Raw genomic sequence first — 21,429 nt, 5'->3', positions numbered from 1 at the left:
GTCAGCCCGCGCGCCAGCCGAGCCGGCGGTCGAGCCAGTTGCGGTAGTCGAGCACGGCGTCCGGCGGCGGGGTCAGCAGTGCGAAGGCCTCGGCGGCGGAGGTTCCGACCAGCGGCTGATCGTCTCTGGAGGTCGCCCGCTCCTCCTCCTGCCAGCGTGGAGCGGCCATCCGCCACGCGGCCAAGCTGTCCGCCGCGCTCAGCACGGGCGCGAAGAGCGCCGCCTGGATTTGCATGGCCGCCACAGCGGCTACGACCGCGCGCGCCAGGGGTGCCGAGAGGGGAAAGGGGGCGATCTCCACCCGCTCGGTCTCGGACGGACCTGGGAAGCCGTACCAGGGCGTGGCGCCCATCGCCTGCGCGCGCGTCAGCGGGTCGGGCCCAAGGACGATCAGCGCGTCCGTCTCGCCCGCCGCAAAGGCAGCCTCTGGCATGCCCACCAGCGGCAGCGCGGTCAGGCCGAGCAGATCCAGCGCGGCGAGGGCCGCCGCCTCCGGCGCTTCGGCGGAAGGCATGGCGACCCTCAGTGGCGCGCTGCCGCGGCCGGGCAGGGGCCCCCGCCCCGCCAGCACCGCCCCGCGCCAGGAGAGCAGCAGGGGCACCCAGGCGCGCGGCTCGAAGCGCGCGCGGGGCGATCCGGTCAGGCGGGCGTGGCAGGTCCAGCCGGGCAGGGCGAGAAGACTGGGGCCCCCGGTGCCATCGAGGGTGGCGAAACGGTTCGCAGCCGTCACCCCGTCGGGCCCGCCGAGCAGGGCGAGGCGAATGGTGCCGGGCCGCTGCATCCCGCGCGCCAGGGCCTGGCCCGCCCGCGCGGCCCAGCGCGCGCAGCCACCGTCCTCCGGCCCTGGGGCGAGGATCGTCGCGCCCTCGCTCGCCCGGACGGGGATGGAGCCCAGCGTGCCGATGGCTATTGCTCCCAGACCCAGCGCCCGGCGGGTCAGGGGAGCGTCGCCTCGCGGGGCCGGCGGCGGAAGCGCGGTCATGCTGGCAGACGCTGCCGCCACGATGGGGCAGGAATGTGGCGACCGCCGCTAGTCATCATAGGCGACGAGGGACTCGAAGGCGGTACCGCCGAGCCGCTCGCGCCCCTTGAGAAAGGTCAGTTCGATCAGCGCGGCCGTGGCGGGCACCTCCGCGCCGGCCTGGCGGAGGAGCGCGATGCAGGCCGCCAGGGTGCCGCCCGTGGCCAACAGGTCGTCCAGCACCACCACGCGATCTCCGGGGCGCACGGCATCGGCCTGCATCTCGATCCGGTCCGTGCCGTATTCGAGAGCATAGTTCAGCCCGATAATCGCGCCGGGCAGCTTGCCGCGCTTGCGGAGCATGACGAAGCCGAGGCCCAACTCAAGTGCCAGCGGCGCCGCGACGAGGAAGCCGCGGCTCTCGATCCCCGCCAGCAGCGTCGGCCGGTGCGGGCGCACGATGTCGGCCAGGCGGCGCATCGCCTCCTTCCAGGCCGGCCCGTGCCGCAGCAGGGTCGAGATGTCGTAGAAGAGGATGCCCGGCTTCGGGAAATCCGGGATCCCGCGGATGTGCTGCTTCAAGTCGAGAACCTGGCTCTCGGGCGGGCTGGCGGCGGGGCTGTCGTTCATCGCGGGGCTCCGTTCGGGCGTCCGCCTCATAAGGGCCGGCCCCAGCCTGCGCAAATCACTGCCCGCGCGAAGCACCGCCTTTCGGACCAGGAGCCTCGCCAAACGAGAGGGGCACGCCGAAAGGGCTGGCCACTGCGCCCGGAATCCGGCAGGAGCGCGGGCATGTCGCGCGTTCCCGTGGCGGTCATCGCCGGAATCCTGGGCTTCCTGCTCTACATCGCAGCGGTCGTGGCGCTGGCCGATGCCGTTTTGCCGGGCCACTGGACGCTGCACGTCCTGTATTTCACCGTCGCCGGCATTGCGTGGGTCTGGCCGGCCAGCCGGCTGATGTACTGGGCAGCGCGGAAGGAGCCTCCGCGCCGCCGTTCTGTTTCCCGCCGTTAGAAGGTGCGGCTGAGATAGACCATGCCGCGCGCGGCGCAGATCTTCTGCCCGGCGAAGCACTCGCCCCGGTTGAGGTCCGTGTCGAAGTAGCCGGCGGTGAGCACGAAGTCGTATAGCTTCGTGGAGACGGTCACGTTCCAGTTCGTAAAGTCCGGCGAGCCCCAGCGGGTGTTGTTCTGGATCCACTGGTGGCCGACGCGGCCGCCAAGGGTCAGGTTGAAGGGGAGGGCCACTTCCACGCCGCCCTCGACATAGACGCCCGTGCCGGACTCGAGCTGGTAGTTAGGCGAGTAGTTGATTGCTGCCAGCACCTTCACCGGCTCGAACTCGTAGGAAGCCTTGGCCGAGACCTCGAAGTACTGCAGGTCGTAAAGGCCCGAGCCAGTCGGGTTGCGGTAGCCGGGGTAGGTATAGGCGATGCCGCCGAGATCCAGGCTCACCCCCGCGACGGTTGTCCGCCAGCCGGCCAGCGCGTCCACTTCCTGTCGGGCGTTCGTGCCCAGGAAGCTGACGTTCGAGATGAAGGCGCCGACGTAGAAGCCGGTGGTGTGCTGAATATCGATTGTGCCCTGCGCCGCCGGGCGGTTCTGCGTCTGGCTGACGCCGCGGAAGAGGTAATCGGACGAAATGGTGGGCGTGAGGCCGATGGTCAGCCCGGCGTCCTCGAGCTCGAAGGCCCCGGCCGAACCCGCGGCGAGCGAGAGGCCGAGGGCGAGTGTGACGGCAGCGACAGCATTTGTTTTCATGGTTTGATCCCCATTCACGCTCCGGCGTGGCAGGGCGCCAGCTTGCGACCGGCATGCCAACGGAACGGCTCGCACGGGGTGCTGCGTGCGGACGGTGCCGCACTGTTGCAGATCAGCCACGCGGACTGCCGCCGCGTCAGCCGCCAACGAAAAACCCCGCCAAGGTGGCTTGGCGGGGTTTACGCGGTGCTGTCGATGGTCGGAGCGAGAGGATTCGAACCTCCGGCCCCTGCGTCCCGAACACAGTGCTCTACCAGGCTGAGCTACGCTCCGTCACGACAGCGTCCGGGCGGCGGCGTATAGCGCCGTGCCGGGATGTCGGCAAGGGCAGGCGTGACGATGGCGCGCGACGGCCGTCGCAACGGGGTGAAAAGCCGGGATCGGCGACCGAATCGGGGTGCGTGCGGCGCCGGGGCGGTTACGCTCCCTTCATCTAACCCGGAAGGTTCTCATGCCGCATCGTATGCCCCGTCTCGCCGCTCTGCTTGCCGTTCTGTCGCTTCTCGGCGCCGGCGCGGCCCTCGCGCAGTCAGACTCCGTCGCCACCCGCAAAGAGGGACTGAAGCGCATGCAGGGGCATCTGGAGGCGATCACGCCCGTGGCCTCCGCCGGCGGCAACGTGCGCGAGACGGTGCCGCGCACCGAAGACCTGATCGCCTTCTTCACGGGCTTCCCCGCGCTCTTCCCGCCGGGCTCCGACAACAACGGCTCGAAGGCACTGCCGAGCGTCTGGGCGGACCGCGCAGGTTTCGAGGCGGCGGCGGCGAATGCCGTGAACGCCGCGGGCGCGTTGCGCAACGCCGCCGCCAGCGGCGACGCGGCGGCGACCGCCCAGGCCGTCCGCGCCATGGGTGGTGCCTGCGGCGCCTGCCACCGCAACTTCCGCGGTCGCTGAATCGGGCGGGGGAGGGGCTCCCGCCTCCCCTAACCCTGGCGCGCGATCATCGTCACGACGCCTGCGGCGACAGCCAGCAGCGCCAGGGCAAGCCAGGGATTGCCCAGGCGCGGCGCCCGCGCGGCCAGAGCCGCTGGCACGCGCTTGAAGCCCGTGACCATCGGCCGCACGAGGTCGTGCCGCTTCAGCCCCGCATAGGCGAGCACCACCAGCACGTGCAGCGCGACAAGCACGAGAATGAGGTCGAAGTTGATCAGGTGGATGCTCCGCGCCGTGTCCGCCGTGGCGCCGGAGACACTGCGCGCGAGCGGCCCCTTCGTCAGGATGCCGTCATCGGTGAAGAGGCCGGACACCGCCTGGGTCAGCAGCACGAGCAGCATGACCAGCACCATCCACCCCCCGGCGGCGTTGTGCCCGATCTCCGTGTCCGGCTCGCGCCGTGTGAGATGGCGTAGGTGGCGAAACCCCTCCATCGGGGAGCGGAGGAAGCGCGTGAAGCGCGCCGTATCGGAGCCGGCGATACCCCAGCCGAGGCGGAACAGCAGCAGCGTCAGGATCACCTCGCCCGAGAGCATGTGCCACTCGTAGCGCTCGGTCTCGGCGGCCCACCAGGAGAAGCCGATCAGCAGAACCAGGGCCCAGTGCACCGCCCGGATCCAGCCATCCCAGACCTTCACCTTCACCAGCGGACCCTGCGCCCGCTCCGTCGGCTCCGCCATCGGCCTCTCCGTTCGCCACCATCGAGGGAAGGATAGGGAGGGTAAGGGGCCTTCGCCCAGGCCCCCTGGCCGCGACGGGCGGGGGCGGCCTCGGATGCGCCCTTGTGGGGGCCGGGGCGCGCGGCTTAGTTGCGTGCCCATGACAAGAGCAGCGCGCCTGCGAGTCGCCGGCGCGGCGGTTCTCGCCGCCCTGGCGGCAGGGGCCTATCACGCATCGGGTGAACAGCCGGGGGCTGCGCCCTGGCGCTGGCCGGGCGCAGACTCGCGCATGTCCGCGGGCGCGCCTCCCGCACCGGCCACCCGGCCCTTGCCCGCCGATGCCATGGCCGAGCCGGTGCCCCGTCCTGCCGCCGAGCTGCCCCGCTTCGACGTGGTTCGCCTAGGCACCCGCGGGATGGCCGTGACGGCGGGCCGCTCCTCCCCGGGGGCGGAGGTGGTGCTCCTCGATGGCGGTGAGGAGATCGGCCGCGCCCGCGCGGACGGGCGCGGGGAATGGGTCATCCTTCCGCCGGAGCCCCTCGCCGGCGGCCCGCGCGAGTTGTCGCTCCGCTCGCGCCTCCCCGGCGGTGAGGAGCTGCGAGGCCCGGACACCGTGCTCGTGGTGGGCCCGGCCCGGCTGGAACCGCCATTAGCCAGCTTGCCGGCCACCGCGCCGTCCGACCCTGGATCGGCGGCGCCGCCCTCCCTCGTGCTCCTCCTCCCCCCGATCGGCGCCGCGGCCCCGCGCCGCCTTTCCCCCTCGGCCGGGCCCGTGGCGCTCGGGCTCGACGTGCTGGACTATGACGAGGCAGGCGGCATGGTTTTAGCCGGCACCGCCCCGCCCGGCGCGCGGCTTCGCGTCTATGCTGATGACCGACACCTCGGGGACACCGCGGCCAACGAGACCGGCCGCTGGTCCCTGGGCCTCGAGGAGCCGCCGGTGGCGGGCCAGCACATCCTCCGGGTGGAGGAATTGGCGCGCACTGGCCGCGCGGCCCCGGCGGGGCGGATCCAGGTGGCCTTCGAGCGCGAGTTCCTTCCCCCCGGCGTCCTCCGCGAGGGCCGCCTGGTGGTCCAGCCAGGGCACAACCTCTGGCGTATCGCCCGCGACAGCTACGGCCGCGGGGCGCGCTATACCGTGATCCTCAGCGCCAACCGGGAGGGGATCCGCCATCCCGACCGGATCTTCCCCGGCCAAGTCCTCACCCTGCCGCTCACGGACTGAGGCGGGGCGGCCGCGCTTCAGGGTTGTCCGGGCGGGCGGGAGAAACCATAACGCGCACTCGTCCGCTCCCTGTCCCCCATCTCCTGGATCATCATGTCACTCGGGCACAGCCTGCGCCTCGTCATCGCGCCGCCGCATCCGGCGGGGCGCCCCTTCCTCATCGGCGGTGCCGGCGTTGCCGTGATCGGGGGCGCCATCCTTGGAAGCTGGCTCTTCTGGCTCGGTGCGGCCTTCACCGGCTTCTGCCTCTATTTTTTCCGGGACCCCGAGCGCGTGACGCCGACCCGCCCAGGCCTCTTCATCGCACCCGCCGACGGGCACGTGGTTTCGGTCGAGCCCGCGGTGCCGCCGGAGGAATTGGGCCTCGGCCCGGCCGCCCGCTGGCGGGTGGCGATCTTCCTCTCGGTGCTCGACGTGCACGTGAACCGGGTTCCGATCGACGGCACCGTCACCCGCATCGCCTATCGCCACGGCGCCTTCGTCAATGCCTCCCTGGACAAGGCGAGCGTGGACAACGAGCGCAACGCCTTGGCCATCCGCATGACGGATGGGCGCGACATCGCGGTGGTGCAGATCGCGGGCCTCATCGCCCGCCGCATCCTCTGCGACGTGCGCGAGGGCAGCCGCGTCCGCACGGGCGAGCGCTTCGGCATCATCCGCTTCGGCAGCCGCACGGACCTCTACCTGCCCGAGGGCGTGCGCCCGCTGGTGGAGGTGGGCCAGACGATGATCGGTGGCGAGACGATCATCGCCGACCTCGCCGCCCCCGTCGCCACCCCCATCCGGGCCTGACGGCGCATGGGCACGCCGCCGCGCCGGTTCCGCTTCGCCCCTCAGCGGTTCCGGCCAAAGGGCTCCGGCCGGCTGCCCGGCCTGTCCTTCAACCGGCTACTGCCGAACATCCTCACGATGGTCGGCCTCTGCGCGGGCATGACGGCGATCCGCTTCGCCCTCGATAGCCGATGGGAGCTGGCGGTCACCCTGATCGTGGTCGCGGCCATCATCGACGGGATCGACGGTCGGCTGGCGCGGCTGCTGAAGGCCACCTCCCGCTTCGGGGCGGAGTTCGACAGCCTCTCGGACTTCCTCTGCTTCGGCGTGGCGCCCGCCTTCATCCTCTTCCTCTGGACGCTGCACGACGCCAGGGGCTTCGGCTTCATCCCCTGCCTTCTCTTCGCCGCCTGCATGGCGCTGCGCCTCGCGCGCTTCAACGCGGCGATCGACGCACCGCTCCAACCCGGGGCTACGCCGCGCCCGCCGGGCTTCTTCACGGGCGTGCCAGCTCCGGCCGGGGCTGGCCTGGCGCTTTTCCCGGTTTTTGCCGCCCTGACCTTCGAGGGCTGGGGCTGGACCGGCCTCGCGGGCGCCATCCGTCACCCCGTCTTCTCGGCCCTCGTGCTGGTGGTCGTCGCGGGGCTGCTGGTCAGCACCCTGCCAACCTGGTCGTTCAAGAACTACAAGGTACCCCGCAAGGCGGTACTGCCTCTGCTGCTCGGGGCCGCCGGCTACGTCGCGCTGCTGGTCGCGGAGCCCTGGGCGGCCATCGCCGCGGCCGGTCTGGCCTATGCGGCGATGATCCCGCTCTCCTTCCGCTCCTACCAGCGGGCGAGGGCGCGGATGGAGCAGCCGGGCGAGGAGCTCAGCCCGGCCGTGCCCCTGACCGGGCCCTAACCCCGCGGCGTCGCGACGAGGATGCCCTTCTCGCGCAGCTCGGCGACCTCCTCCGCCGTGTAGCCGGCGGCCAGCAGCACCTCCTCGCCGTGCTCGTTGAAGGCGGGCGGCACGGCGCGGGCGCCGCCGGGCGTGCGCGAGAGCTTGATAGGCGTGTTCAGCGCGCGGAACTCGCCGATCTCGGCCACCATGTTCCGCGCGGCCGTGTGGGGCGCGGCCACGGCTTCGTCCACGAACAGCACTGGCCCGGCGGGCAGCCCGGCCTTGAGCATCCGGTCACAGAGCGCGTGCCCATCCTCCGTATGGAGTCGGGCGGCCAGGACAGTGTCGAGGTCTGCGCGGTTCACCACGCGGTCCCCGTTGGTGGCGAAGCGCGGATCGTCCACCAGATGCTCCAGCCCCAGAAAGCCGCAGAACTTCCGCCAGGCGGGCTCGTTCCCGCAGGCGACGAAGATCTCGCAGGTCGCCGTGCGGAACTTCGAGTAGGGGGAGATGTTCGGGTGCGGGTTGCCCGTGGCCGCCGGGCGCTTGCCGTTGAGGAAGTGATTCGCCGCCTGCGGATGCAGCAGCGCCATGCCGCAATCGTGCAGCGTCATGTCGACATACTGCCCGCGCCCGGAGCGCTCCCGCTCCTGCAGCGCCATGAGGATGCCGATGGTGGAGTAGAGGCCGGTCGCGAGGTCCACCACGGGCGTTCCCATCCGCAGCGGCCCGCTGCCGGGCTCCCCGTTGATGGACATCAGCCCGACCATCGCCTGCACGATGGCGTCATACCCGGGCAGCCCGCCGAGCGGCCCCGTGGCGCCGAAGCCGGAGACGCGGCAGTGCACCAAGCGGGGGAAGCGCTCGCTCAGCTTGTCGTAGCCGATGCCCCACTTCTCCATGCTGCCGGGCTTGTAGTTCTCCACCAGCACGTCCGCGCCCTCCAGCAGGCGCAGCAGGACTTCCCGCCCCTCGGGCTTGGAGAGATCGAGCGCGATGCTCCGCTTGTTGCGGTTCACGCCGAGGAAGTAGCTGGCGGTGCCATCCAGGAAGGGCGGACCCCAGGCGCGGACCTCGTCGCCCTGGGGCGGCTCGATCTTGATCACCTCCGCCCCGTGATCCGAGAGGATCATGGTGCAGTAGGGTCCGCCGAGAACCCGCGTGAGGTCGATCACCCTTATCCCGGCCAGGGCGCCAGGGCTCACGGCGCGGGAATCCGCTCCGGTTTCGGCGGTCGGCAGCGCGTCGGTCATGGTTCTTCCTCCGTGCCCTGTTTCTGCCCCCGCCCGGCGCGGCGCTCAAGGCCGCCCCGGAGAATCGCACATCCTTTACAGTTCCCGTGCAGGAGCCTTCTCTTCCCCACAGGGAGAGGGAGCGAGACGATGTCTTTCTGGCGTAGAACCGAGAGGACAACCCTGCGGGCGGAGGCGGTCGAGCCCGGGCGGCGGCGCTTCCTGGCGCTGGGCTGCGCGTGCTGCGCCGCGCTGGCGCTTCCCGCCCTGCCGGCCGGCGCCGCCGTCCCGCCGGCGGTGCAGCGCCACCTGGACCTCGCCAAGGAGGCGGCCGGCAATGATCTCGGCGCCTATCTCCGGCTGGGCAACACCGCGCTCACGCCTCCGGCCGCCCCGCAGGTCAATCTCGGCCCGCTCATCAACCAGCCCGTGCCGCCGCCGGGCCAGGCCTTCGATAACCTGTTCTACGTGGGGGCCCGCTGGGTCAGCGCCTGGATCATCCGCACCTCCGACGGGCTGATCCTGATCGACGCCCTGAACAACGACGACGAGGCGGAGCGCGTCATCGGCGGGGGCATGCGCCGCCTCGGCCTGGACCCCGCGCAGATCCGGTATCTGGTCATCACCCACGGCCACGGTGATCACTACGGCGGCGCCGGCTGGGTGAAGCGCGTCGCCTCGCCGAAGATCGTCGCGTCCGAGACCGACTGGACGATGATGGCGACGAAGCTGGAATTTGACGCGCCGGAATGGGGCCGCCCGCCCCAGCGGGACGTCGCGGTGAATGACGGAGACCGGATCACCCTGGGCGACACCGCCGTCGAGGTGCTGGTGACGCCGGGCCATACCAGGGGCACGATCTCCCTTCTCTTCACCGTCCGGCAGGGCGGGCAGGAGCACCGGGCGCTGCTCTGGGGCGGCACCGCCTTCAACTTCGGGGCGCAGCCCGACCGGATGGAGCGCCTGCAGGGCTACATCGACGCCACCGCCCGCCTCCGAGACATCGCCCGCCAACGGAACGTGGACGTCTTCATCTCCAACCACGCCGGCTATGACGAGGCGATCACGAAGCTGGCGGCCATGCCGTCCGCGGGGCGCAACCCTTTCGTGATCGGCGCGGACACCACGGCACGGGCCCTTACCGTCATGCACGAATGCGCCCGGGCGACGATGGAGGCCTGGAAGACCTGACGCCTCGCCGCCGGGCGCATCCCTCTCAGGCCGCGAGGTCCCGCATCACCTTGATCAGGTCCGACTTGCCCTCGAAGCCGATGCCGGGCAGGTCGGGCATGGTGATGTAGCCGCCCTCCACCCGCACGCCGTCGGGGAAGCCGCCATAGGGCTGGAAAAGGTCCGGGTAGCTCTCGTTGCCGCCCAGCCCCAGCCCGGCCGCGATGTTCAGCGACATCTGGTGCCCGCCATGCGGGATGCAGCGGGAGGGCGACCAGCCTGCGATCGAAAGCTCCTTCAGCGTGCGCTGGTACTCGCAGAGGCCGTAGGAGAGGGCGCAGTCGAATTGCAGCCAGTCCCTGTCCGGGCGCATCCCGCCGTAGCGCAGCAGGTTGCGGGCGTCCTGGTGGCTGAACAGGTTCTCGCCGGTCGCCATCGGCCCGGGGTAGAACTCCGCCAGCGCGGCCTGGAGCGCGTAGTCCAGCGGGTCGCCCGCCTCCTCGTACCAGAAGAGCGGGTAGTCGCGGAGCATCTTGGCGTAGGCGATGGCGTCCTCGAGCCCGAGGCGGCCGTTCGCGTCCACCGCCAACTGCGCCTTGCCGTCCAGCTCCTTCAGCACGCCCTCGATCCGCGGGCGGTCCTCGGCGATGCCGTTGCCGATCTTCATCTTCACGACGGAGTAGCCGCGGTCGAGATAGCTGCGCATCTCCGCCCGCAGCTGCTCGATCCCCTTGCCCGGATAGTAGTAGCCGCCGGCCGCGTAGACGAAGACGCGCGGATCGGCCTCCCGCCCGTGCCGTTCCGCCAGCAGCCGGAAGAGCGGCTTGCCGGCGATCTTCGCCACGGCATCCCACACCGCCATGTCGATCGTGCCGACCGCCACGGACCGCTCCCCGTGCCCGCCCGGCTTCTCGTTCTTCATCAGGGTGGCCCAGATCCGTTCCGGATCCAGGTTGTCGCCGGCGTCGTTCAGGAGGGATTCCGGCGGCGCCTCCAGCAGGCGGGGCGCGAAGCGTTCCCGGATCAGCCCGCCCTGGCCGTAGCGGCCATTGGAGTTGAAGCCGTAGCCCACCACCCGCCGGCCGTCCCTCACCACGTCCGTCACCACCGCGACGAGCGAGAGGGTCATCTTGCTGAAGTCGATATAGGCGTTGGCGATGGAGGAGGCGATCGGCGCCGTCACCTCCTTCAGGTCCACGATGCGCATGGGCGGTCCTCCGGTAAGCGGTGCGCACCATGGGCCGGGCGCCGCGCCGCGCCAAGGTCAGGCCGCGGCAGCGCGGCCCCAGACGCGGGCGCAGAAATCGGGATAGGTCTCCGCCATCTCGTCGCAGACCGGGCCGCGCAGCAGGGCCAACTCCGCCTCGGTGGGATCGGGCGTCACCGGCACCTCGGCCGGCGCATCGAAGTCGAAGCCCGTCTCAGTGCGGATCGAGGCGAGGCTCTCCCCGGGATGGACGCTCTCCAGCACGAAGCGCGCCCGCTGGGCGTCGAAGCGGAACACGCAGCGCCCCGTCACCAGCGCCTGCGCCGTGCCGCGCCGGAACACCTCGGGCGGAGAGGTGCCGGGGGCCGAGACATGGTCCACATGCGGCACCAGCACGCGCGGCGAGTGCTCCTCGCGGAAGAGGATCGTGCGCGGTGTCATGAGGTACATGAAGGCGGAGCCGAAGCTGCCGGGAAACCGCACCGCGTCGCCCGGCCATTCCCCGGTGCCGATGAGGTTGAGGCTCGCCCCCCCGTCGATCTGCCCGCCGCCGAGAAAGAAGAGGTCGATCCGCCCCTGCCCGGTGAGGTCGAACAGCTCCCGCGACCCTTCGGTGAAGGGATTGCCCGAGCGCTTGTGCAGAAGGGAAAGCCGCACGGGGTGACCGGACTTCGCGACCAGCCAGCAGGCCGCCGCCGGGATGGGGGAGGCCGCACCGACCGCGATGTGGCGTGCGGGTGGCGCCGAGGGGTCGAGAATGAGCCGCGCCAGCGCCGCCGCCAGCCGCTCCTCGGGCTGCACCGCACTCATTCGGCGGCGATCCGGGCGGCCTGGGCGAATACATGCTCGTCCACCCACGCCCGGAAGCCTTCCTCCGTCCGCGCGGCGCGGGCATAGGCGGCGACATAGGCGGCATCGAAGCCGTACTCGTCGAGCAGCGCGACCGGATGTGCCCCGCGCTCCGCCACGGCAAAGGCCTCGACATAGGTGGCCGAGATGGTGCCGGCGGCCAGGCGCTCGTCCTCCAGCAGGTTACCGGGCACCACGCGCTCGACCGTCGCCAGCAGCCTGCGGGAGGCATGGGCAAGAGTCGCAAGCTCCCGCCGCCGCCCCACCCAGAGATTGCCCGCCTCGTCCGCCATCACGGCGTGGATGGCGGCCACTTCCGGCTGCAGGGCCGGCACCAGCAGGATCAGGTCCGGCGCCTCGGACATCGGGTTCTGCACGACCCGCCAGTCCGGCCGGTGCGCCAGGATATCGCTGCCGATCACCCCGCGCAGCGGCATGAACGGCACGCCCTTCTCGGCGGCCTGGAGCATGGTGTGGATGGCCGGGCAGGTCGCGTCCCGCACGACGATGCTTCCCGCCCGCACGGCGGCCGAGAAGCGCGGAGCGAAGCCAGCCTCGCCGAGGGAGACGGCGCTCGTCTCCACCTCCGCCACGCAGCCCGCGCCGATCAGCAGGTCCGTCGCGAAGCCGGAGACGGGCACGCCCAGCAACCGCAGCCCGCGCGCGCCCCGCCGGACCAGCGCCCTGGCCAGCGCGACGGAGGGAAGGGAGTTGTCGGGCGGCAGAGCCAGCAGCGCGCCGTCCGGCACGGATGCGGCGAGGGCTTCGGGGCTCGACGGCGTCATGGCGGTTCCTCCGGAACGGCAAGCTAGGCGCCCGCGCGGCTAGCCGAAAGGGCTCGCATTCAGCGCGGCCAGCGCGGCCCAGGCATTGGCGGCCAGGTGCCCGCGCGCGGGGTAGAGGAAGTCCGCCGCCCCGGGCTGAAGCCCCGTGCCGAGGCCGGTGGTCAGCCAGGGGAGGCTGGCGGCGGCGATCCAGCCATCCCTGCGCCGGTGCCGCGCGATGGTCGCCGCGAAGCGGGCGGCCAGCGCGTCCCGGCGTAGGCGGCGCAGCAGCAAGGCCGCCTGCGCCGTGCCCTCCAGCCAGATGCCGTCGCGGTCGTCGTTGAAGTCGAGGCCGTCCAGCTCCGCCGCCGGAGCCCCTGCGGGCAGGCCGTGCCGGGCCAGCACCCAATCGAGTGCCTCCGCATATCCCCTTTCGGGAAAGGCGAGCGGCGGCCAAAGATTGGCATCGAGCGCGCTGCCCGCGTTCACCGCGCCTTCCGGCGTCAGGCCCATCGCGAAGCGCCGCTCAGCCGGCAGCCACATGGACCGGAGGAAGCCCGCCGCGTGTCCGGCCGCAGCCTCACGGCCCAGGCGCGCGAAGGCGATCGCTAGGTCAAGGTTCTGCTCGGTGCTGATCCAGGCCAGGGAATCCGGCGAGGGCTCGTGCCCGATCGTGCCCCCGCGATAGCCCTGCGGGGCCCGCAGCCCCTCCAGCCAGTCCGCCGCGCGTCCGGCTGCCCGCGTGAAAGGGGCGTCGCCCAGCGCGGTCCAGAGAAGGATGGCGAAGGCGATGGGCCCGGCGGCGCTGCCGGCCTGGTATCCGTCCTCCAGCCATCGCCCCGCCGCCGCATCCCACCAGCCCGGCGGGCGGACACTGCGGGGTGCATCCGGGAAGATCCGACCGGCGGCATAGGCGTTTCGCAGGCGGCCATCGGTCCAGAACCGGTCCTCCTCCTGCGCAAGCCGCAGCGCTTCCGCAATCCGCTCGGCCTCGGCACGGCCTCCCGCAGCCAGCAGGGCGAGCCCGGCGAGGGCGTTGTCGTAGGTGAAGGCGACCTCCGCATGGACCCGGTCGAAGGCTTCGCGCCCGTCCGTCGTAAAGGACTTCAGCAGCACCGGCCCCTCCGACGCGGCGAGCGCCGCGCGGATCGGCGCCAGGGCCTCGCGTGCGAGAGCTGGCCAGTCGGGCGCCGTCGCCGCCCGCGCCGGTCCGGGCGGCAGCATCGCGGTTGCCAGAGGAGCGGAGACGAGGGTCCGGCGCGCCACTCGCGGCGGCCCCTCTCGTGGCGGGGTCATGCTCCGCATCTGGGGCCTCCTTCCGCCGCGCGGCTAGGGGGGCCCTATGAAAGAGCCGCGCCGCGCGCGATACCGGGGGCGACCGTGCCGAAGAGGAAGCTGCGATGGAGCCGAGCCGCCAGGAGTTCCGCGACGCCATGGCCCGGCTCGGCGCGGCCGTGACCATCGTGACCACGGACGGCCCGGCGGGGCGCGTCGGCATCACCGCCAGCGCCGTCTGCAGCGTGACCGACACGCCACCGACCATCATCGTCTGCATGAACCGCACGAGCAGCCTCAATCCCGTGGCCAAGGCGAACGGCGTGCTCTGCGTGAACGTCCTTCCGGCCGATGCGCAGGAGATGGCGAACATCTTCGCCGGCTTCACCGGCGCCGACCAGGTCACCCGTTTCGACGAGGGGCACTGGACAGAGCTTGCGACCGGTGCGCCCGCGCTGGAATCAGCCGTCGTCGCCATCGATTGCGCGGTGGAGGAGGTGGTGGAGAAGGGCACGCACAGCGTGATCTTCGCCCAGGTCCGCGCCATCCGCCTCGGCCCCGCGCGCCCCGCGCTGATTTGGTTCTCCCGCAACTACCACCCGGTGGGCGTGCCAGAATAAGAAAAGGGGCCCGGCGAACCGGACCCCCTCTCCAAGATCTCGCCTGGCTCAGACCACGTTGCGACGGGAGGCGAGATAGACCATGTCGCGCGTGCCCGTGCGCGCCCCGATGACGGCGGCGATCGCCCCCAGCGCCAGCGCGGCGAAGAGCGAGAAGGCCGTGATCGAGGCCGCCTTGGCGGAGGCGTCGGCCGCCTCGCGGGCACGGCGCTCGGCTTCCTGCGCGGTGCGCTGCGCCTCGGCCTCGTAGGCCTGCACGCGGGTCGCGGCGTCCTGCTCGGAGATGCCGGCCTCGGCGGCCACGAGGCGGTTCAGCCGCGTGCGGTCGTCGCCCGAGAGGTCACCGCCCGCGATCCGCTTGCCGATGAGCTGCGTGATCTCGGCGCCGCGCTGCTCCGTTGTCATCCGCGCGGGGTCGGCAGGGCCGGAGAGCGCGGCACGGGCCCGCTCGGCGAGCTGGCCCGGATCGACCTGCGGCGCGGCGGAGCGCACGACCTGGCCGGCGCCGGAGGTGACGGTACCCATCACGCCCGAAAGCGCCGAGCCCGCCGTATTGGCCGCACCGGAGACGAGGCTGCCGATCAGCACCGCCGAGACGAGATAAGCGGTCGCCCAGACCGCCGCGCCGTGCAACGTCGCATCGCTGCGGTCCGAGGTGCCGGAGAGCCGCGCCGCCACATAGCCGCCGATCGCCAGGCCGAGGAGGTTCGCGAAAAGCAGCCAGACGGCACTCGCGATGCCCATGGTGCTGGCGGCCGGCGAATCATGCGCCTGGGCGTCCACCGTGGTCAGCCCGATGCCGGCGCCGAGAATATTCAGCGCCGTACCGATGACGATGGCCACCAGCGCACCCGCGAGGATGGCGCCCCAGGAGATGCGGTGCCGCAGCACCGGCGCGCCCTCTGGCACCACCGGTTGGGAGGTTTGGTACTGTGATTGGTTGGTTGCCGACATGCGCCTGAATCCCTTTGCTGTGGCCTTGTGGCCCGGCCGTGCAACGGGACCCTCTGCAAGGGGTTGCCCATGGCGGGGAACAGCACATGACGATGTGGTAAGGCAGCCACGTCATGGGTTAGGGCCGCCACCCCGGAAACGCAGAAGGCCCCGGCGGTGACCGCCGAGGCCTTCACATCGCGTGGCCGGTTCGCGGCCGCGCTGTCCTGGTGACCCGTACAGTTCGCTAGGTCACGCGGTGCGATTCAGATTCCTAAGAGAACCCGAACCGATCGCGTTCAGCCCTGCACGGTGATCCGGACTGCGGTCACGGAACCCTGGTTAATGCGATGAGACACCGGATCACCTCCTTTCAGTTGTTGACGAAGAGGAAGATGGGAGATGCCCGGTGCCGCTTCAAGTACTGATCAGGCGCCCACCTCGGCGTAGCTGCCGTTCTTCCAGACGTAGAAGACGTAATCCGGAATGGTCACGTCGCCCTTGCGGTCGAAGCTCATCGGACCGAGCACCGTCTGCCAGGGGCCGGAGGACTTGATCGTCTCGGCCACGCGCCGCGGATCCACCGTGCCCGCCTTCTTCGCCGCCTCGGCCCAGACCTGGGTGGAGGCGTAGGTGTAGAGCACGAAGCCCTCGGGATCGACGTTGCGGGCGCGGAAGCGGGCTACCACCTCGGCCGCCGTCGGGCGCTTCCGCGGGTCGGAGGGGAAGGTCATCATCGTGCCCTCTCCGGCAGCGCCGCTGATCTGCCAGAACTCGTTCGTCATCAGCGCGTCGCCGCCGATGAGCGTGACGGCCATGCCCTGCTCCTTGGCCTGGCGCACGATCAGCCCGGCTTCGGTATGATAACCGCCGACATAAATGACCTCGATGTTCGCGGCCTTCAGGCGGGAGACGAGGGCGTTGTAGTCGCGCTCGCCGGGCGTGTAGGCGGAGTAGATCGTCTCCGTCGTGCCGGCGGCGTTCAGCGCCTTCTTCGTCTCGTCCGCCAGGCCCTTACCGTAGGCGGAGTTGTCGTGAAGGATCGCGACGCGCTTGCCCTGGAAATTCGCCGCGATGTACTTGCCGGCCACCGCGCCCTGCTGGTCGTCGCGCCCGCAGGTGCGGAAGGTGTTCCAGCTTCCCTCGTCCGTGTAGCGCGGGTTTGTGGAAGCCGGGCTGATCTGCACCACGCCCTCCTCCGCATAGACCTTGCTTGCGGGGATGGAGGAGCCGGAGCAGTAGTGGCCGATCACCGCCCGGACCTGCCGCCCGGCGAGCTGGTTCGCGACCGAGACGGCTTGGCGCGGGTCGCAGGCGTCGTCTCCTGTTTCAAGCACGAGCTGCTGGCCGAGGATGCCGCCCGCCGCGTTGATGTCGGTCACCGCCTGGGTCGCGCCCTCCTTCATCTGCGCGCCGAAGGTGGCGTTGGCGCCGGTGAGGGGACCTGCGACAGCGATGCGGATGGGCCCGCGGGCCTGGGCCATGGCGCCGCCGGCGGAGAGCAGGGCCGGGGTCGCGATGGAGGCACCCAGAAGGGTGCGGCGCTGGATGGTCATCGGTCTTGCCTCTGGTTAGTGCGGTTGGCGAAAGCCTAAGACGCGGCCCGCCCCGGCTTCAATGGGTTCCGAGATAGGCGTCGCGGATCTCCGGGCGCGCCAGAAGCTCCGCCCCCGTGCCCTCGAGCGTGATGCGGCCGGTGACGAGCACATAGGCGCGGTGCGCGAGCCGCAGCGCCTGGTTGGCGTTCTGCTCCACCAGCAGCACGGTCAGCCCCGTCTGCTCGTTCAGCGCGCGGATGGCCGAGAAGATCCCGCGCACCACCAGCGGTGCGAGACCGAGGGAGGGCTCGTCCAGCAACAGCAGCCGCGGCCGCGACATCAGCGCCCGCCCGATCGCGAGCATCTGCTGCTCCCCGCCCGATAGCGTGCCGCCGCGCTGCGTCTCGCGCTCCTTCAGGCGGGGGAAGAGCGTGAAGGCCTGCTCCAGCCCCGGGCCTGGATCGACGCCGAAGGCCTGGGCGCCCATCAGCAGGTTCTCGCGCACGCTCATGCGCGGGAAGATGCGCCGGCCCTCCGGTGCCTGGGCGATGCCGGCGCGGGCGATCTCGTGCAGGGGCATCGCCGTGATGTCGCGCCCCTCGAACAGGACCCGCCCGGCGCGGGCGCGAGGGGAGCCGAAGATCGTCATCAGCAGCGTGGACTTGCCGGCGCCGTTCGCGCCGATCAGCGTGACGATCTCGCCCTTGTTCACGTGCACGGAGACGCCGCGCAGGGCCTCCACCGCGCCGTAGGCGGCGGTGACGCCGTCGAGTTGCAGCAACGCGCTCATGCCGCGCCCTCCGCGGGTACGGAAGGCGCGTCGTCCTCGTCGCCCTCGCCGAGATAGGCGGAGATCACCCGCTGATCCGCGCGTACCTCGGCCGGGGTGCCATCGGCGATCTTCTGGCCGTGGTCCAGCACCACCACCCGGTCGGAGATGCGCATCACCACGCCCATGTCGTGCTCGATCAGCAGGATGGAGCAGCCGCCATCGCGGATGAGCCGGATCAGCTCGGCCAGTTCCTCGGACTCGCGGGGGTTGAGTCCCGCCGCCGGCTCGTCCAGGCAGAGCAGCACGGGATTGGTGCACATGGCCCGCGCGATCTCGAGCCGCCGCTGCGCGCCGTAGGGCAGGGCGCCCGCAGGGTCGTCCGCGCGATCGAGCAGCCGGGTCGCTTCCAGCCAGCGCCGGGCCAACGCCACCGCCTCGCGCTCCGCCTGCCGGTAGCGGCCGAGGCCGAAGGCGGCGCCGATGCCGAAGAAGGTCGCGGCCTGCAGGGTGTTGTGCTGCGCGACGAGAAGGTTCTCCAGCACCGTCATGCCGGGGAAAAGCCGGATGTTCTGGAAGGTGCGCGCCACGCCGCTGCGGGCGATCCGGTGGCCGACCGTCGCGTGCAGCGGCTTCTGGCCGGCGGGCCCGTGCAGGATGATCTCGCCCGCGCTCGGCTTGTAGAAGCCGGTGATGAGGTTGAAGACCGTCGTCTTACCCGCGCCGTTGGGCCCGATCACCGCGGTGATGTCGCCGGCCATGGCGTCGAAAGAGACGCGGTTCACGGCGGTCAGCCCGCCGAAGCGCATGACCAGCTCCCGCACCTGGAGGATCGGCGCGCTCATCCGTGACCCCCTCCGACGAGGTCGCCCGAGATCGCCTTGCGTTCCCCAAGCGCGACGGAGGGCTTGCGGGAGGAGACCAGCCCGCGCGGCCGCCACACCATGATCACCACCATGGCCGCGCCGAAGACGAGCATCCGGTACTCCTCGAAGTCGCGGAAGGCCTCGAAGCCGCCGATGAGCACCAGCGCCGCGATGGCGACGCCGAGCTGGCTGCCGAGCCCCCCCAGGACGACGATGGCGAGGATGATGGCGCTCTCGATGAAGGTGAAGCTCTCGGGCGAGACAAAGGCCTGGCGCGTCGCGAAGAAGGCGCCGGCGAAGCCGCCGAACATGGCGCCGATGGCGAAGGCCGTCAGCTTCGTGTTCGTCACGTTGATGCCGAGCGCGCGGCAGGCGATCTCGTCCTCCCGCAGCGCCTCCCAGGCGCGGCCGAGCGGCTGGCGACGCAGGCGGAGCGTCACCCAGTTCGTCAGCAGCGCGAGCACGAGGATGAGGTAGTAGAGGAACACCGCCCTGTGCGTGGGGGAGGGTTCCAGCCCGAAGAAATCCGCGAAGCTGCCGGGCCCGCCGCCCGCGCTGAAGCTCAGCCCGAAGAAGGAGGGGCGCGGGATGCCAGAGATGCCGTTCGGCCCACCCGTCAGCGAGACCCAGTTGAGCAGCACCACACGGATGATCTCGCCGAAAGCCAGCGTCACGATCGCCAGGTAATCGCCGCGCAGCCGCAGCACCGGAAAGCCGAGCAGCATGCCCGCGAAGGCCGCGAAGATCCCCGCCAGTGGCAGGCAGACCCAGAACGACAGCCCGTAGGTGGTCGAGAGCAGCGCGTAGGTATAGGCGCCGACCGCGTAGAAGGCGACGTAGCCGAGGTCCAGCAGCCCCGCGAGCCCGACCACGATGTTCAGCCCCCAGCCGAGCATCACATAGGTCAGCACGAGCACGCCAAGGTCGAGACCGTAGCGCGTCGTCCAGGGCAGCAGCGGCATCAGCACGGCAAAGGCGAGGAAGAGCGGCGCCACGAAGGTGCCGATGCGCGCGAGCTGCGCCGTGCGCCGCGCCGTCCGCGGCCTGCCCGCCGGCCGCAGGGAGGACCACAGGTTCATTGCCAGCCGCCCGGCGAAGACGATGCCGACGAGGATCGCGACATCCGCCCAGCGCGTGCGCAGGATCAGCCCGCCGCCGCTCGGCCCGACATCCGTCCGCAGCCCCACCAGCGGCACGAAGAGGCCGAGGGCGACTAAAGCCGCGAGCCCCGCGTCGCGCAGCGCGTGCACGAGCGGCGGCCGCGGCGCGGGCGCCTCCGGTCCACGCGGGATGCCGCCCATCTCGCCCGGCGCGGGCACGCCGTCGTCGTTGTGGGGCACGCCGCCCAGATGCGGCCCTTCCGGCAGGCGGGCACCGCTCATACCTTCTCGACCTCGGCGCGGCCGAGCAGGCCACTGGGGAGGAAGATCAGCGTCGCGATGAGGATCGCGAAAGCCGCCACGTCCTTGTAGGCCGGGTTCAGCTCCCGCAGCAGGAACATGTCCTGCCCGGCATAGGCGCTCCACAGCGTCTCGATCAGCCCGATCAGCAACCCGCCCAGCAGGGCCCCTGGCAGCGAGCCCACGCCCCCCAGCACCGCCGCGGTGAAGGCCTTCACGCCCACGATGAAGCCCATAAAGAAGTCGGCCAGGCCGTAGCGCAGGAGGTAGAGCGTGCCGGCCACGGCCGCGAGGGCCGCGCCGATGACGAAGGTGATGCTGATCGTGCGGTCCGTATCAATGCCCAGCAGGCCCGCCATCTTCCTGTCCTGCTCGCAGGCGCGCATCGCCCTGCCGAGCTTCGTGCTCGTTACAAGCCAGGTGAAGATCGCGAGCACCGCGAGCGTCACCACCACGATGACAATTTGCATCGTGGAGAGCGAAACCGAGAAGCCGTTGCCGTGCCACAGCTCCACGCTGCCCTGGATGATCGGTTCGATCGGCTTCGCGCGCGCGCCCTGGCTCACCTGCACGAAGTTCTGGAGCACGATGGACATTCCGATCGCGCTGATCAGCGGCGCCAGCCGGAACGATCCGCGCAGCGGGCGATAGGCGATCCGCTCGACAGACCAGCCATAAAGCGCGGTGATCGCCATGGAGACGAGCAGCACCAGCAGCACCGCCCCCGGCCCCGCCGCCCAGCCGCCGGCCGAGAGCAGCACGAAGGAGATGAGCGAGACGAAGGCGCCCACCATGAAGATGTCGCCATGGGCGAAGTTGATCATGCCGATGATGCCGTAGACCATCGTGTAGCCCACGGCGATCAGGCCATAGATCATGCCCAGCGCGACACCGTTGATCAGCTGCTGCAGGGCATAGGCCAAGCGCGGTCTCCGTCATCCAGTGGCCGGGTTGGTTCCCGGTTTTGCCGATCGGCCGTGAAGCGTCCCGCGGGGAGGCTACGACGCCGGGGCGCGCCCCGCCAAGGGGCGCGCCGCCACCCCTATTTGCGCAGCTGCAGCGCCCAGGCCCGGAGCGCCACCACTTGGTCCGCGATCAGCTTGCGGGAGGTCTCGTCGGTCAGTCGCCCCTCGCCGTCGAACTTCGAGCCGGCCTGGGAGATCATCACCTCCGGCTTGTTCAGGGCATAGGCGTTCAGGAACACGCACATCTTCCGCAGGTCGTACTGAGCCCGCGCCGTGCCGAGTATCCCCTGCGTCGCCCCAATGATCGACACCGCCTTCCCGTCAAAGGAGGGCTCGGGCGGGCGGGAGGCCCAGTCGATCGCGTTCTTCAGCACGCCGGAAATCGAGTAGTTGTACTCGGGCGTCGCGAAGATCACGGCATCCGCGGCCCGCACGGCCGAGCGGAAGGCTTCGACCGGCGCCGGGTAGCCGGCGCCTGTCCGGATGTCGTCGTCATAGGGCGGGATGTTCCCCAGTCCCTCGTAGATCGTGACCGTCACCCCCTCGGGCGCCAGCTCGGCCGCGGCACGCAGCGCGGCGGTGTTAAAGGAGGCTTTCCGCAGGCTGCCCGAGATGCCGAGGATCTTGAATTCACTCATCAACGATGACT

Annotated in this window: 23 protein-coding genes and 1 tRNA gene; 7 read left to right on the top strand and 17 right to left on the bottom strand. The window is 71.0% G+C overall.

Features of this window, described 5'->3' with window-relative positions; all coding sequences use genetic code 11:
* Position 1: 1 nt before the first annotated feature.
* Positions 2-982, bottom strand: coding sequence for a hypothetical protein (locus D9599_RS01910; protein WP_198379489.1), 981 nt, complete (start codon positions 980-982; stop codon positions 2-4).
* 48 nt (positions 983-1,030) lie between these two features.
* The gene (locus D9599_RS01905; RefSeq protein ID WP_198379488.1) at positions 1,031-1,591 is read right to left on the bottom strand and encodes an adenine phosphoribosyltransferase; all 561 of its coding nucleotides are present in this window, start codon (positions 1,589-1,591) and stop codon (positions 1,031-1,033) included.
* 162 nt (positions 1,592-1,753) lie between these two features.
* Between D9599_RS01905 and D9599_RS01900 the strand changes: the two genes are divergently transcribed.
* On the top strand, positions 1,754-1,975 hold the full coding sequence (locus D9599_RS01900; protein WP_198379487.1) for a DUF2842 domain-containing protein: 222 nt from the start codon (positions 1,754-1,756) through the stop codon (positions 1,973-1,975).
* On the opposite strand, the gene D9599_RS01895 is transcribed toward D9599_RS01900, so the two are convergent.
* Both D9599_RS01895 and D9599_RS01890 read right to left on the bottom strand, forming a co-directional pair.
* Positions 1,972-2,721 carry a TorF family putative porin gene (locus D9599_RS01895; RefSeq protein ID WP_043832023.1) on the bottom strand — a complete coding sequence of 250 codons (750 nt, stop codon included), beginning with the start codon at positions 2,719-2,721 and terminating at the stop codon, positions 1,972-1,974. The two genes, D9599_RS01900 and D9599_RS01895, sit on opposite strands and share 4 nt — an antisense overlap.
* A 196-nt stretch (positions 2,722-2,917) precedes the next feature.
* Positions 2,918-2,994: transfer RNA gene (locus D9599_RS01890), tRNA-Pro, on the bottom strand.
* Between the two features lie 178 nt (positions 2,995-3,172).
* On the opposite strand from D9599_RS01890, the gene D9599_RS01885 reads away from it, so the two are divergent.
* Entirely contained in the window at positions 3,173-3,616 is a 444-nt protein-coding gene (locus D9599_RS01885) for a cytochrome c (RefSeq protein WP_198379486.1), read from the top strand.
* Positions 3,617-3,645: 29 nt separating this feature from the next.
* Here D9599_RS01885 and D9599_RS01880 read toward each other — a convergent pair whose 3' ends face one another.
* Positions 3,646-4,335 (bottom strand): cytochrome b/b6 domain-containing protein, encoded by a 690-nt coding sequence (locus D9599_RS01880; RefSeq protein ID WP_198379485.1) that lies wholly within the window; start codon positions 4,333-4,335, stop codon positions 3,646-3,648.
* 268 nt (positions 4,336-4,603) lie between these two features.
* On the opposite strand from D9599_RS01880, the gene D9599_RS01875 reads away from it, so the two are divergent.
* The 3 genes from D9599_RS01875 to D9599_RS01865 all read left to right on the top strand — a co-directional run bounded on the left by D9599_RS01875 (position 4,604) and on the right by D9599_RS01865 (position 7,210).
* Positions 4,604-5,539: a LysM peptidoglycan-binding domain-containing protein gene (locus tag D9599_RS01875; protein WP_198379484.1), complete on the top strand. Its 936-nt coding sequence runs from the start codon at positions 4,604-4,606 to the stop codon at positions 5,537-5,539.
* 93 nt (positions 5,540-5,632) lie between these two features.
* Complete coding sequence (locus tag D9599_RS01870; protein WP_198379483.1) at positions 5,633-6,331, top strand: phosphatidylserine decarboxylase; 699 nt, start codon at positions 5,633-5,635, stop codon at positions 6,329-6,331.
* A gap of 6 nt (positions 6,332-6,337) precedes the next feature.
* Positions 6,338-7,210: a phosphatidylcholine/phosphatidylserine synthase gene (locus tag D9599_RS01865; RefSeq protein WP_198379482.1), complete on the top strand. Its 873-nt coding sequence runs from the start codon at positions 6,338-6,340 to the stop codon at positions 7,208-7,210.
* Here D9599_RS01865 and D9599_RS01860 read toward each other — a convergent pair.
* Complete coding sequence (locus D9599_RS01860) at positions 7,207-8,445, bottom strand: CaiB/BaiF CoA-transferase family protein (RefSeq protein ID WP_198379481.1); 1,239 nt, start codon at positions 8,443-8,445, stop codon at positions 7,207-7,209. The genes D9599_RS01865 and D9599_RS01860 overlap by 4 nt on opposite strands.
* A 129-nt stretch (positions 8,446-8,574) precedes the next feature.
* Here D9599_RS01860 and D9599_RS01855 point away from each other — a divergent pair, with 129 nt between their 5' ends.
* Positions 8,575-9,615, top strand: coding sequence for an MBL fold metallo-hydrolase (locus D9599_RS01855; RefSeq protein WP_198379480.1), 1,041 nt, complete (start codon positions 8,575-8,577; stop codon positions 9,613-9,615).
* Positions 9,616-9,640: 25 nt separating this feature from the next.
* On the opposite strand, the gene D9599_RS01850 is transcribed toward D9599_RS01855, so the two are convergent.
* Genes D9599_RS01850 through D9599_RS01835 form a run of 4 tightly spaced genes read right to left on the bottom strand, consistent with a single transcriptional unit; the run spans position 9,641 to position 13,719 of the window.
* Positions 9,641-10,801, bottom strand: coding sequence for a mandelate racemase/muconate lactonizing enzyme family protein (locus D9599_RS01850; RefSeq protein ID WP_198379479.1), 1,161 nt, complete (start codon positions 10,799-10,801; stop codon positions 9,641-9,643).
* Between the two features lie 57 nt (positions 10,802-10,858).
* Complete coding sequence (locus tag D9599_RS01845; RefSeq protein ID WP_198379478.1) at positions 10,859-11,611, bottom strand: CoA synthetase; 753 nt, start codon at positions 11,609-11,611, stop codon at positions 10,859-10,861.
* Positions 11,608-12,435 carry a CoA transferase subunit A gene (locus D9599_RS01840; RefSeq protein ID WP_198379477.1) on the bottom strand — a complete coding sequence of 276 codons (828 nt, stop codon included), beginning with the start codon at positions 12,433-12,435 and terminating at the stop codon, positions 11,608-11,610. The genes D9599_RS01845 and D9599_RS01840 overlap by 4 nt, the downstream gene beginning before the upstream one ends.
* Before the next feature lie 39 nt (positions 12,436-12,474).
* Positions 12,475-13,719 carry a hypothetical protein gene (locus tag D9599_RS01835; RefSeq protein ID WP_198379476.1) on the bottom strand — a complete coding sequence of 415 codons (1,245 nt, stop codon included), beginning with the start codon at positions 13,717-13,719 and terminating at the stop codon, positions 12,475-12,477.
* 95 nt (positions 13,720-13,814) lie between these two features.
* Between D9599_RS01835 and D9599_RS01830 the strand changes: the two genes are divergently transcribed.
* Positions 13,815-14,309: a flavin reductase gene (locus D9599_RS01830; protein WP_198379475.1), complete on the top strand. Its 495-nt coding sequence runs from the start codon at positions 13,815-13,817 to the stop codon at positions 14,307-14,309.
* Between the two features lie 48 nt (positions 14,310-14,357).
* On the opposite strand, the gene D9599_RS01825 is transcribed toward D9599_RS01830, so the two are convergent.
* From D9599_RS01825 to D9599_RS01795, 7 genes are all read right to left on the bottom strand, one after another.
* Complete coding sequence (locus D9599_RS01825; RefSeq protein WP_232480019.1) at positions 14,358-15,263, bottom strand: hypothetical protein; 906 nt, start codon at positions 15,261-15,263, stop codon at positions 14,358-14,360.
* Positions 15,264-15,670: 407 nt separating this feature from the next.
* Positions 15,671-16,798 carry a branched-chain amino acid ABC transporter substrate-binding protein gene (locus D9599_RS01820; protein WP_198379474.1) on the bottom strand — a complete coding sequence of 376 codons (1,128 nt, stop codon included), beginning with the start codon at positions 16,796-16,798 and terminating at the stop codon, positions 15,671-15,673.
* A 58-nt stretch (positions 16,799-16,856) separates the two neighbouring features.
* Positions 16,857-17,570 (bottom strand): ABC transporter ATP-binding protein, encoded by a 714-nt coding sequence (locus D9599_RS01815; RefSeq protein ID WP_198379473.1) that lies wholly within the window; start codon positions 17,568-17,570, stop codon positions 16,857-16,859.
* Positions 17,567-18,394, bottom strand: a complete 828-nt coding sequence (locus D9599_RS01810) for an ABC transporter ATP-binding protein (protein WP_198379472.1) — start codon at positions 18,392-18,394, stop codon at positions 17,567-17,569. The genes D9599_RS01815 and D9599_RS01810 overlap by 4 nt, the downstream gene beginning before the upstream one ends.
* Positions 18,391-19,716 carry a high-affinity branched-chain amino acid ABC transporter permease LivM gene (gene livM / locus D9599_RS01805; RefSeq protein ID WP_198379593.1) on the bottom strand — a complete coding sequence of 442 codons (1,326 nt, stop codon included), beginning with the start codon at positions 19,714-19,716 and terminating at the stop codon, positions 18,391-18,393. Before livM ends, D9599_RS01810 begins: the two co-directional genes overlap by 4 nt.
* 77 nt (positions 19,717-19,793) lie before the next feature.
* Entirely contained in the window at positions 19,794-20,738 is a 945-nt protein-coding gene (locus D9599_RS01800; RefSeq protein WP_198379471.1) for an ABC transporter permease subunit, read from the bottom strand.
* A gap of 119 nt (positions 20,739-20,857) precedes the next feature.
* The gene (locus D9599_RS01795) at positions 20,858-21,418 is read right to left on the bottom strand and encodes an NADPH-dependent FMN reductase (RefSeq protein ID WP_198379470.1); all 561 of its coding nucleotides are present in this window, start codon (positions 21,416-21,418) and stop codon (positions 20,858-20,860) included.
* Positions 21,419-21,429: the final 11 nt, after the last annotated feature.

This window comes from Roseomonas sp. KE2513 (assembly GCF_016107305.1).
Lineage (GTDB): Bacteria > Pseudomonadota > Alphaproteobacteria > Acetobacterales > Acetobacteraceae > Roseomonas.
The sequence above is the reverse complement of the archived record's forward strand: the minus strand, read 5'-3'. Positions and strand labels throughout refer to the sequence as shown.

Coding starts and splice junctions, on each gene's coding strand:
- D9599_RS01910 (WP_198379489.1), bottom strand. CDS start 982: ATGACCGCGCTTCCGCCGCCGGCCCCGCGAGGCGACGCTCCCCTGACC.
- D9599_RS01905 (WP_198379488.1), bottom strand. CDS start 1,591: ATGAACGACAGCCCCGCCGCCAGCCCGCCCGAGAGCCAGGTTCTCGAC.
- D9599_RS01900 (WP_198379487.1), top strand. CDS start 1,754: ATGTCGCGCGTTCCCGTGGCGGTCATCGCCGGAATCCTGGGCTTCCTG.
- D9599_RS01895 (WP_043832023.1), bottom strand. CDS start 2,721: ATGAAAACAAATGCTGTCGCTGCCGTCACACTCGCCCTCGGCCTCTCG.
- D9599_RS01885 (WP_198379486.1), top strand. CDS start 3,173: ATGCCGCATCGTATGCCCCGTCTCGCCGCTCTGCTTGCCGTTCTGTCG.
- D9599_RS01880 (WP_198379485.1), bottom strand. CDS start 4,335: ATGGCGGAGCCGACGGAGCGGGCGCAGGGTCCGCTGGTGAAGGTGAAG.
- D9599_RS01875 (WP_198379484.1), top strand. CDS start 4,604: ATGTCCGCGGGCGCGCCTCCCGCACCGGCCACCCGGCCCTTGCCCGCC.
- D9599_RS01870 (WP_198379483.1), top strand. CDS start 5,633: ATGTCACTCGGGCACAGCCTGCGCCTCGTCATCGCGCCGCCGCATCCG.
- D9599_RS01865 (WP_198379482.1), top strand. CDS start 6,338: ATGGGCACGCCGCCGCGCCGGTTCCGCTTCGCCCCTCAGCGGTTCCGG.
- D9599_RS01860 (WP_198379481.1), bottom strand. CDS start 8,445: ATGACCGACGCGCTGCCGACCGCCGAAACCGGAGCGGATTCCCGCGCC.
- D9599_RS01855 (WP_198379480.1), top strand. CDS start 8,575: ATGTCTTTCTGGCGTAGAACCGAGAGGACAACCCTGCGGGCGGAGGCG.
- D9599_RS01850 (WP_198379479.1), bottom strand. CDS start 10,801: ATGCGCATCGTGGACCTGAAGGAGGTGACGGCGCCGATCGCCTCCTCC.
- D9599_RS01845 (WP_198379478.1), bottom strand. CDS start 11,611: ATGAGTGCGGTGCAGCCCGAGGAGCGGCTGGCGGCGGCGCTGGCGCGG.
- D9599_RS01840 (WP_198379477.1), bottom strand. CDS start 12,435: ATGACGCCGTCGAGCCCCGAAGCCCTCGCCGCATCCGTGCCGGACGGC.
- D9599_RS01835 (WP_198379476.1), bottom strand. CDS start 13,719: ATGCGGAGCATGACCCCGCCACGAGAGGGGCCGCCGCGAGTGGCGCGC.
- D9599_RS01830 (WP_198379475.1), top strand. CDS start 13,815: ATGGAGCCGAGCCGCCAGGAGTTCCGCGACGCCATGGCCCGGCTCGGC.
- D9599_RS01825 (WP_232480019.1), bottom strand. CDS start 15,263: ATGTCGGCAACCAACCAATCACAGTACCAAACCTCCCAACCGGTGGTG.
- D9599_RS01820 (WP_198379474.1), bottom strand. CDS start 16,798: ATGACCATCCAGCGCCGCACCCTTCTGGGTGCCTCCATCGCGACCCCG.
- D9599_RS01815 (WP_198379473.1), bottom strand. CDS start 17,570: ATGAGCGCGTTGCTGCAACTCGACGGCGTCACCGCCGCCTACGGCGCG.
- D9599_RS01810 (WP_198379472.1), bottom strand. CDS start 18,394: ATGAGCGCGCCGATCCTCCAGGTGCGGGAGCTGGTCATGCGCTTCGGC.
- livM (WP_198379593.1), bottom strand. CDS start 19,716: ATGGGCGGCATCCCGCGTGGACCGGAGGCGCCCGCGCCGCGGCCGCCG.
- D9599_RS01795 (WP_198379470.1), bottom strand. CDS start 21,418: ATGAGTGAATTCAAGATCCTCGGCATCTCGGGCAGCCTGCGGAAAGCC.